Annotated in this window: 6 protein-coding genes; 1 reads left to right on the forward strand and 5 read right to left on the reverse strand. The window is 48.8% G+C overall.

From position 1 onward, the window contains the following. Nucleotides 1-25: 25 nt before the first annotated feature. From AC4PME_RS11710 to AC4PME_RS11725, 4 genes are all read right to left on the reverse strand, one after another. Nucleotides 26-709 carry a chemotaxis protein CheB gene (locus AC4PME_RS11710; protein WP_491045952.1) on the reverse strand — a complete coding sequence of 228 codons (684 nt, stop codon included), beginning with the start codon at nucleotides 707-709 and terminating at the stop codon, nucleotides 26-28. Then, nucleotides 693-4361 (reverse strand): CheR family methyltransferase, encoded by a 3669-nt coding sequence (locus AC4PME_RS11715; RefSeq protein ID WP_491045951.1) that lies wholly within the window; start codon nucleotides 4359-4361, stop codon nucleotides 693-695. Before AC4PME_RS11715 ends, AC4PME_RS11710 begins: the two co-directional genes overlap by 17 nt. Before the next feature lie 86 nt (nucleotides 4362-4447). Further along, the gene (locus AC4PME_RS11720; RefSeq protein ID WP_491045950.1) at nucleotides 4448-5620 is read right to left on the reverse strand and encodes a flagellar assembly protein T N-terminal domain-containing protein; all 1173 of its coding nucleotides are present in this window, start codon (nucleotides 5618-5620) and stop codon (nucleotides 4448-4450) included. Between the two features lie 4 nt (nucleotides 5621-5624). Further along, entirely contained in the window at nucleotides 5625-6380 is a 756-nt protein-coding gene (locus tag AC4PME_RS11725; RefSeq protein WP_349583523.1) for a flagellar basal body L-ring protein FlgH, read from the reverse strand. A 183-nt stretch (nucleotides 6381-6563) separates the two neighbouring features. Here AC4PME_RS11725 and AC4PME_RS11730 point away from each other — a divergent pair, with 183 nt between their 5' ends. Then, nucleotides 6564-7391, forward strand: a complete 828-nt coding sequence (locus AC4PME_RS11730) for a hypothetical protein (RefSeq protein WP_491045949.1) — start codon at nucleotides 6564-6566, stop codon at nucleotides 7389-7391. Nucleotides 7392-7443: 52 nt separating this feature from the next. Here AC4PME_RS11730 and AC4PME_RS11735 read toward each other — a convergent pair whose 3' ends face one another. Continuing rightward, on the reverse strand, nucleotides 7444-9666 hold the full coding sequence (locus AC4PME_RS11735; RefSeq protein WP_491045997.1) for a GspE/PulE family protein: 2223 nt from the start codon (nucleotides 9664-9666) through the stop codon (nucleotides 7444-7446). Between the last annotated feature and the right edge of the window lie 451 nt (nucleotides 9667-10117).

Below are 10117 nucleotides of genomic sequence, written 5' to 3' on the forward strand. Positions count from 1 at the left end.
TAAAAGAAGTAGCAGCGGCGTACTGCTACTTCAGTTTCTTTTTCAGTTCCCTGGCAACCTTTGCCGATTCAATGGCTACACTTTCCTGATCATCAAAATGAGGATGACGGGTAAGCTCACACATTAGTTTCGGGATGTCTTTCAACGGCAGTACATGTGACGGATGGTCGTTCATCACAGCATTCAGCGGCAGGTAGGGCGCATAAGCATCTTCCGGTGACTGTGCCACGGTGATACCGCCCTGTGCCGATGTTTCCCGTAAACCCTGAACACCGTCATCCAGATTCCCGGTAAGCAATATGGCAACCGTTCTGTCGGTATACTCCCGCGCAGCAGATTTAAACATCACATCGATGGCAGGACGCCAGTAAGACTCATCAGGGGTTTCATAAAACTTAACACGGTTGTCCTCCACCCCTATGTGAAGGTTATCCGGAGGCAGATAGATATGACCTGATCTGACAACCTCTCCTTCAACAGCGTTTTCCACGGTTAGCCGGGTTTTCGCCTGCAAGACCATGCGCATATCACCGGCTTTTATATCGCTGTTTTTTATCCGGTGTAACAACAGGAAAACCGGAGCAGGAAAGTCGTCAGGCAGATTTTCCACAAGATGAATAAACGCCTTAACGCCACCTAATGAGGCGCCGATAAAAAATACCGGACTGACCTCAGGGTATCTGACCACGCTATCAACTTGATTTTCCATCCAAATATTTCTCCAGCAAACCATGAAGTTTAGCTATTTCTACGGGCTTGGGGAGAAAATCGCTCATTCCGGCCTGTTTGCAGCGGTTGATGATGTCCTGATGAACATGGGCGGATACTGCTACAACCCGGGTATTCTGAAGCTTGTCACCGGGGAGTTTTTTAAACTCTTCGAAAAAGGTAAAGCCATCCATTTCGTCCATCTGCAAATCCAGCAAAATAAGTGCATAAGTGCTGGCTTTCACTTCATTAAGACCTTCTTTACCATTGCGGGCTACATCGTACTGCACGCCCAGCTCATCCAGGTAAGACGACAAAATGAAAATATTGGCTTCGTTATCCTCGATGATGAGTACTCTATGGTCGCCTGTATTGCGAAGCTTAAGCTGGCTCACCGGTACATTGGTGACCGCTTCCCTGACCACCTTGGGCGTTTGCATGGGCAGATTTATTGTAAAGGTAGTGCCTTTGCCTTCTTCACTTTCAACGTCGATGCTGCCGGCCATCAGGCTGACCAGTTCTTTAACAATAGACAGCCCGAGGCCGGAGCCGCCGAAGCGTCTGGCAATGCTGGAATCTGCCTGCGTGAACTTATCGAATATTTGTTTGATATGTTGTTCAGACATACCAATTCCGGTATCTGAAACTTGCAGAACCAGTTGATAAACCGGTTTGTCCCAGTGACCTTTAGCAATGATCTTGATTGTGCCGCTTTCAGTGAACTTAATAGCATTTGACAGCAGGTTAGTGACAATTTGCTGTATTCTTAGCGGATCGCCGATAAACGTGTCTGGCAGATCTTTGTCAAAAACAGCCGAAATCTTGCGGTTACTGTTCACATTATCCATGGAATACAGGTCAATGAGATCGCGGATGATGGCTTTAGGCGAAAATTCCGTATATTCCAGAGACAGCTGTCCTGATTCCAGCTTGGCAAAATCCAGTAAGTCGTTGAGTAGATCCCGTAATTTCTTCGTGGCGTTATCGAGAATTTTGAGCAGCCTGGCCCGCTTTTCTTCATTATCAATTTGTAGCCCGAATACTTCGTTTACACCCACAATAGCGTTAAGAGGTGTACGAATTTCGTGGCTGACATTAGCCAGAAACTCTGTCTTCGCCAGGTTGGCTTTCTGAGCCTGTTCCCGTTTCAGATCCAGCTCTTTTTGCTGATGTACCAGTTCGGTATTGTCAATGAAACTGAGGATCGCGCCTTCAATCGACTGGTTAGTCGCGTAGTAAGGGGTAATGTGCACCCAGAAATGTTTGTCTTTATATTCTGCCTGGATGGTTTGAGTACCGGCAGTAGACGCCACTTGTTTGATGATTTTATGCAGATCAAAGCTCTCGAACCGTTCCTGAAGACGTTCGGCGAAGTGTTCCAGATCCGTTGTTAACGAGAAGAACTTTCGGGCAGCCAGGTTTGCTCTCACCGCATTCGAATCACTGTCAACACATACCAGCGGGAACTGTAATGAATTCTTGATATTAACCAGTTGATTCGTGACCTGCTCCAGTGAGGTGGTCTTGTCATTTAACTGGTCGTTCATCGTCACTAATTCTTCATTAGTGGACTGCAGCTCTTCGTTAGTGGTTTCCAGTTCCTCATTAGAAGACTGCAGCTCTTCATTGGACGATTGCAGTTCTTCGTTCATGGACTGCAATTCTTCGTTAGACGTTTCCAGTTCTTCCACTACGGTCTGGATGTGCTCCCGCGCCATTGAAAGTTCGTCTTCCAGCTCTTTAATGCGTTCTGAAGATTCGTCATGAACTTCCTGACTTGCCGGCTTTTGTACATCAGCCGTTCTGGTAAAACAGACAAGCAGGAACTTCTCATCCTGTTCTTCTATTTGTACCGGCAGCACCTTCATTCTCACCTGGCAAGGTTCACCGTCAATGGTCAGGCGGCGCAACTGACTTTCAGACTGCTTTTTGGTCCGGGTAACTTTATAAACCAGAGGCCGGATTTCATGGCGGAACATTTCAATGACAATCTCGTTTAAGTTAAACGAGGGTTTGCCTTTGGGAAATTTAATATAGTGGGCACTGTTCCCGTATATATGCTCAACGTCCAGGTTATCGTTAATTAACACACAGGCATCGCCGAGTTGCTCTACCAGTGCATCCGGTAAGCTGGGCGGCCGCGAGGTGTCTGCAACGCGCTGAGGTAACTCTCCGATAGATACTGAAGATTTGCCGCTTAAATGGAACCGTTGCGGGTTAAACGAAGTAACGCTGCGCTTCTGGAAAATTTTGTCCTGAGAGTTCACAGAACGGAATATATCCGTTACCTGTGACGTGCTTTCAGATTTTCCTAAGAACAGGTGACCGCGTTCACGCAGGGCGTAATGGAAAATACGGTAAACCTTCTTCTGTAACTCCTGATCGAAGTAAATCAGCAAGTTGCGGCAAGTGATCATGTCGATGCGCAGGAAGGGAGGATCATCAATAATATTATGACCGGAGAAGAGAATGATGCGTTTGAGTTCATCTATAACCTCATAGGCATTTCCCTTCTTTTTAAAGTATCTTTCTTTGTATTCTTTCGGCACATCCGCCATGGAAGCTTCGCTGTAAAGACCCCGTCTGGCGACAGCCAGTGCATCGGTGTCTACATCTGAGGCAAATATCTGGTGCTCTTCGCTGCTGATTTTGTCCGGCCCGCCAAGGGCCTCTGACAGCATGATAGCCAGACTGTAAGCTTCTTCACCGGTAGCACAGCCAACCACCCATAAGCGAACCGGTTCGCCGGATGATTTACCTGATGTAATGTCCTCAAGAACAGGGGCCAGTTGACTGAACGTAGCCGGGTCGCGGAAAAAGTTGGTCACGGAGATAAGGATATCTTTATACAGCATCCGTACTTCTTCTGAATCGTGATTCAGCAGTTCCACGTAGTCGTTGAATTCATCTACCTTCCTCGCCAGCATTCTGCGCTCAATGCGTCGCTGTAGCGTCGCCTTTTTATAATGCTTGAACGACACGCCACACTGTTTCCTGACAATATTGACCAGGTCGATGAACTTGTCCTGTACCTCATCGGCTTCAATTTTGACTCTGAGTTCCTGAGGCAGCTTGGTACTGAGATCTTTAAGGTGTTTGCCGATCCCGGAAGGGCTCAGACAAAAATCTACACAGCCGGTGTCAATCGCTGACCGGGGCATGCCGTCGTAACCGGCAGTTCTTGTATCCTGCGCGTAGGTGATGCCACCATTGGCTCTGATCACCTTAATACCATGAGCGCCGTCAGTCCCCGTGCCCGACAAAATTACTCCAACCGCATGCTCTTTTTTCGCTTCGGCCAGCGAAACAAAAAGTGCATTAACTGAAGGTTTGGCTAGTGAGTTGGTTTCTTTATCTGATAAATACAGCTTATCGCCCTGAACGGTGACGTCATATTTAGGTGGCGTGACATGAATGACGTTAGGTTTGGCAACCATTCCGCTGGTGATGGTTTTGACTTTCAGCCGGGTATTGCGCTGAACCAGTTCGGTCAGTTTGCTTTCGTGATTAGGAGACAGGTGCTGGGCGACGATATAAATCATATTTGAATCGCCGGGGAGTTCCTCACACAGATTTTGTATGGGTTCCAGTCCACCCGCTGAGGCACCAATACCTACCCAAAAATAACGCTGTTCAGGTGACGGAGATTGCATCTAACCAACTTGAAGATAAAGAAATATTGGCTTCATCTTATCATTTAGTCTAATGAGATCCATCAAAACCGGTGTTGGTTTAAGATTTACGGGGCAGGGGCCGGCATCACAAGGTCATACAGGTCCGCCAGAGCAGGAGACTGCGCTGCAGCACTCTTCAGCAACGCCGCATGAGGGTTCACTTCTGCAACGGTAAACAGCACATCGCCCAGTGTATTTTGCATGGCAAGACCGGTGTAGGTAGTTCTGCTTAACGTGCGCTTTTTCAGCAGGGCGAAGGTGTCTCCGACGACCACGCCGTCTGCACTGCCCATACCAATCACCAGTTCACCTGACAGTTTGTCGACAACCTGCGTTACGGTGGCCTCGCAGGTGATAATACTGGTAATGTCGGACACGGCAGCATTCACTGTGTTCAGCGCCACCCGGCCAAAGTCGCCGCGCCAGAACAGGCTGTTATTGGTATCGACACTTTGTCCTTCCGGGTAGCTCCAGTCCGCTTCGGCATGGTAGCTTTCCTGAAATAGCAGGGAGTTTCTGAAGGCATCAACAACATACACATCCAGGGTGAAATTTCGCCGTCTTGATACATCATCATCGTCTTCAATGTTGATTTGTTCGAACAGGCTGATATCGCGAATATAGCCAAACACAATGAACTGCCGCCCCTGGGTCTGTGCCAGATAGGAGGCTTTGTCATAAATAATCTGCGGCGTCAGCGAGTTGAACGCGCTGGTGGAGGCAAACGCCTTGTCCAGCAACTGCACATTGAGTTGTTGTTGCTGGCGGATTAACTGTTGTTCCAGCCGTTTACTGATTTGGTGACCAAAATCGTAAATATCGCCGTGGGCGGCCTGTCTGGGTCGCAATAACTGAAATTGTGTCACCAGTACTGAGCGGCTGTATTTGTCGCTGTCGCAGGCAAATATAGGGGTAATATTCACTTTCACGGAAACAGTGAGGTAGCCGTCCTCTAATGTTTCATCGATGATTTCGACCCGCTGAATACGTCCGGTGGAGTGGATCTCGGCCTTACTGCTGATGAGCAGTCCGTTTAAAACCACATCTTCAGCCGTAATGAGACTGCCTGATTTAAACGATGCATCGGCGATAGCATTTTTTATGGCCATAATGCGAACGTCGTCCAGCGGTGCATTTTTAACCGCCAGCTTTGCTTCGCCCTGTACCCATTCTGCATAGACGGGACAAGGCAGCATCACCATTGCAGCGGCAGCAAGTAAACAGCGGATTAAATACATACAGCTACCCGAAAATAGAAAACAGTTTACTTAACAGGCTGCGCTTCTGATTATCCTGCAGCTCACCTTTGCCGCTGTATTCAATCAGCGCGTTACCGACTTTTGCAGAGCTGACGGTATTGTTCACATCAATGTCTTTGGTTCTTACCTCGCCGGAAAAACGGATAAATTCCTTCCCCTGATTCATGGTGATCCACTTTTCACCGGCCACCACCAGGTTGTTGTTCGGGAGTACTTCTACCACGTAAACCGTGATCTTGCCTTCAAGGGTATTGGACTGGCTGGCATTGGCGGAACTGTTAAATTCACCACCCTGTTCATGGTCAACATTTAAATCGTCATCGCTGATGTGTATCGGGCCTGCGTTCACAGTGAGCGGTTGGATCTGAAAGCTCGCACTTTTGTCTTCATTGTAGTCGACAGACTTTTGCGAAGATGTTTGTTCGTCCAGTTCTATCAGCACCATATCGCCGACCCGGAAATTGTGATGCAGCTCGTACAGGCCGGCAGCATTGTCCGGGTCAAACAGCGAACCTGTAGGAACACGGACGACTGACACGGTCTGACTGCGCGGCGGACGGAAAGTGGCTTCTCCCTGGGAGACTTCCTGCTGACTGGTATCAATGGCACGCTGTTTTACGTTCGGATTTGTCGGACTGGACGCCACCACTTCCTCTTCTTCAGACAGGGTTGTTGTGCAGCCTGCCAGAGCCAAATGTAAAGAAGCGAAAATCAGTAAATACTGGCATTGTAATTTCATAGCTGTTTAACCAAATGTGCTTGCTGTGCACGAAATTTATTATGTTTTATATGGAGTAAATGGCCGCCGTCCTTTGCGATTCGAAATAAATACTAACTGACAAACTCGTAAAAACACGCTCAAACCTGAGCGATTTGCGAAACCTTTACAATGTTGACAAATGCCTGCCGGGTAGGGGGATTTATGCGTATTTTCGATGCAATTGGCGATTATTTTACAACAGCAGATGAGTCCGCTCAGGCCGTTTCAGACGTGGCAACTACTGCTGCGGAAGTGGTATCTGACAGTAACGGCTTTACAGCGATGCTGGCTATGCTCACATCCGCTGACGATGAAACACAAACACAGGCGCAGGACGCGACGATTGCAGATATTCAGTCTCAGTTCACTTCTTCCCTGGGGATCCCGGGACTGGACGAGGACGTGCTGTCATCGCTGACATCAGACTCCGGGCTGGCAAAAATGCAGAATGCGTTTCTGGCTATGTTGCAGGCTGATTTACTTTCTGCATCTGAAGCATCTTCTGAAGTTACCGGAGAGACTGCCGTGTCAGATGCTGAGGCTAAAAGTGTTGCGCTGGCAGACGGAGAAACAGGCTGGGACAGCTTCATGAATGCCGCTTTCGGTGAAGACGGGGTTGACTGGAACGATGGCTTTGATGCGGTGAATCTGCTGCACCATATCCCTATTGTCGCCGATGTGTATCAGTCGGTATCGTCAACACATATCAGTGCGGTATCTGATTTGGCGGGCAGCTTTATGTATGGTGGTCCGGCAGGGCTGGCGTACTCTGCAGCGAACCTTACCGTGCAGGAGTTTACCGGCAGTTCGATTACCACAAACCTGTGGGAACTGGGTTACGACTGGTTGTTTAACCGTGACGTGACAGGCGGTAATGAGAGCTTAACTGAAGCCGTAGCCGGGGAAGGCGGCGAGGCTGTTGCCCATTCAGCTTATCAGTTTGCCAGACGGCAATTTGATGCTGATGCGGCGGAAGAAAGCGGCAACTGATTGCCGCTTTTTTGATTGTTAGCCGGTGAAGCCTGCCGGAATCGCTGAAATATTATTCGGCACCACTGACAATCTGAACCTGCGCCAGATCGGTGTCGCCCTTAATAACTTTATAAATCGCATCCTGCACCAGCGTGCGCATGCCATCTTTCATAGCCTGTTCTTTCATATCAGACACACTGCCTTCTTTATATATCAGACCACGAAGTTCAGGCGTCATCCCTAACAGTTCGTGAACGCCGGTACGGCCACGGTAACCTGTTCCGCCACACTCTTCACAACCGTCCGCTTTGTGCAGCATCAGAGGGGAGGGCAGATCTAATTCGTTCAGGTAGCTTTCACCGTACTGACGTTTAATAAACGCAATGTCATTTTCCGATGCAGGATATTGTTGCTTACAGCTTTTACACAGGGTGCGGATAAGACGCTGGGCGAGAATTCCCACACAGGCATCGGAGAAGTTTACCGGGTCCAGACCTAAATCAAGCAGACGGGTTATCGTTTCCGGTGCTGAGTTGGTGTGCAGTGTGGATAATACAAGGTGACCGGTGAGTGATGCTTCAATGCCGGCATGAGCCGTTTCTTTATCACGCATCTCACCGATAAGAATAATATCCGGATCGGCCCGTAAGAATGCCCGCAATGCATTCGCAAAGGTAAATCCGATTTTCGGGCTTACCTGCACCTGTTGCAGACCGGCCTGGGTAATTTCCACCGGGTCTTCTGCTGTCCAGATTTTCTTTTCAGGGGTGTTCAGATAACCGAGTACGGCGTGCAATGTAGTTGTCTTACCTGAACCGGTGGGGCCCACTACCAGCAGAATACCGTGAGGCTTGCGGATCATGCTCTCCAGCCGCTTCATATTAGACGGTGCCAGGTTCATCTTATCGATGGGCATGGCGCCGCCGGAGGCAAGAATACGCATTACCACGCCTTCACCGGCAACAGTAGGAATGGTCGCTACCCGTACTTCAACCAGCTGACCATTCATTTTGAAAGCCAGTTTCCCATCCTGAGGTACACGTTTCTCTGCGATATTCAGGTTGGACAGGATTTTAATCCGCGCAATAACCGCACTGTGGTGAGACTGAGGTATCTGACTCATATCCCGGCACACACCGTCTATGCGCATGCGAACCCGTGTGGGGCCCCCTTTTTCGGGGTCAACGTGAATATCAGAGGCATTCAGTCGTTTAGCGTCGTGCAGTACGCGGCTGACAAGGCGGACAACAGCCGGCGCGTCGTCCGACATCTCATCAACCTGATCCTCGCCTTCGTCATCACCGGCGCTGATTTCATCGAGGATCTCACTCATTTCGCCGGGCGCGCCACTGCCACCGCCTTCACCCAGGTATTGTAAAACCTGATTAGGCAGCGCCACAGCGATTTCGTAACTGTCGATACCCATGGCACTTTCAATTTCCATGAGCAGGGCGGCGTTATTCGGCTCTGCCATCAGAACAATAGGGCGCTCGTGAACATCCGCAATCACGGCAACGAGGTTACGTTTCAGATAAGACAGGTTCAGGCGGCTGTCATTCTGGAACAGATGATATTTTTCCGGCAGATACGGGATATAAGGAACCTGATAATGCACCGAAAGGGTATTACCGATATCGTGTTCACGGATGCTGTGTTCAGACATAAGACGCTGCACAATCGTGCGCTGGTCGTTGGTGCTGTTTAACAGGTCTGTGAGCGCAGCGGGTGCTATCTGATTTTTATGCAGTAATAAGTCAAAGGGGTGATTAGTACCACCCAGCTCATAGCGGAACTTATTACCGAGCAGCTCAGTAAGTTGTTTCGCGACGATAAGGTCGCTGCCATTGAACGGACCGGTCTGCTTATTAATGAGCTGCATGACACCGAGCAGTACGCCGGCATTTAAAACCGGTACGCAAAGAATGTTGTTGGTCCGGAAGTTACTACTCTTATCGAATTTATCTGCAAAGCGCAGGCGGGGATGAATGCCTTCGAGTTCTTCTTTATTATACGGATCTGCAATGACGATGGGGCGTTGGGCAAGTGCCACGTAACCGGCAATAGACAGCGGCGAGATGGGCACTTTAATTTCCTGCGTTGCTTTACCGGTTTTGAACCGTGCGACCAGATCCTGGTGCTGACGTCTGCGCTGGAAAATACTCATTCGCTGTGCATCGAACAACTCAAGAATGATGGGTTCGATTTCACTGAAAGCATCTAATAACGACGAGTGCTTCGCCAGAATCGTATTAATTTTATCAAAAGCGAGTTGCTGACTACTATTTCCAAGCATAAATAAGGTATCTGTCTGTGACTTATAATTCAAAAAGGCAGTGCTGCCCGGCACAACCCGGAACCGGTATACAAAGAAAAACCGGTACTTATATAAAGAGGTTTCACAATAACCCTTTATGACCAAAGCGGCAACTTGACCGTCAGACCAGAAGCGACATTTACGCTTTATTACAGTCCGGTCCGCACCATTTCTTTCCGGTTCACACCCTGTTGAATAAAAATAGATCAGTTTTTCGCATTTGTGAGTTGCGCTTAACTGATAATTCTGTATAATTCGCGCCCACTTGCCCTGTACAACATGTAACAGGAGCATGGTTTCGGCCGCAGCTACACTGCTTTTAGGGTAGATGCCGAAGCTACAAAAGCGAGTAATCGGTGAAGTAGCGGGCGTGTCAGAAACAAAGAACAAGATTCCAATTGGGAATCACTGGTTTATACGCACATCTTTT

Source organism: Alteromonas sp. (genome assembly GCF_984505615.1).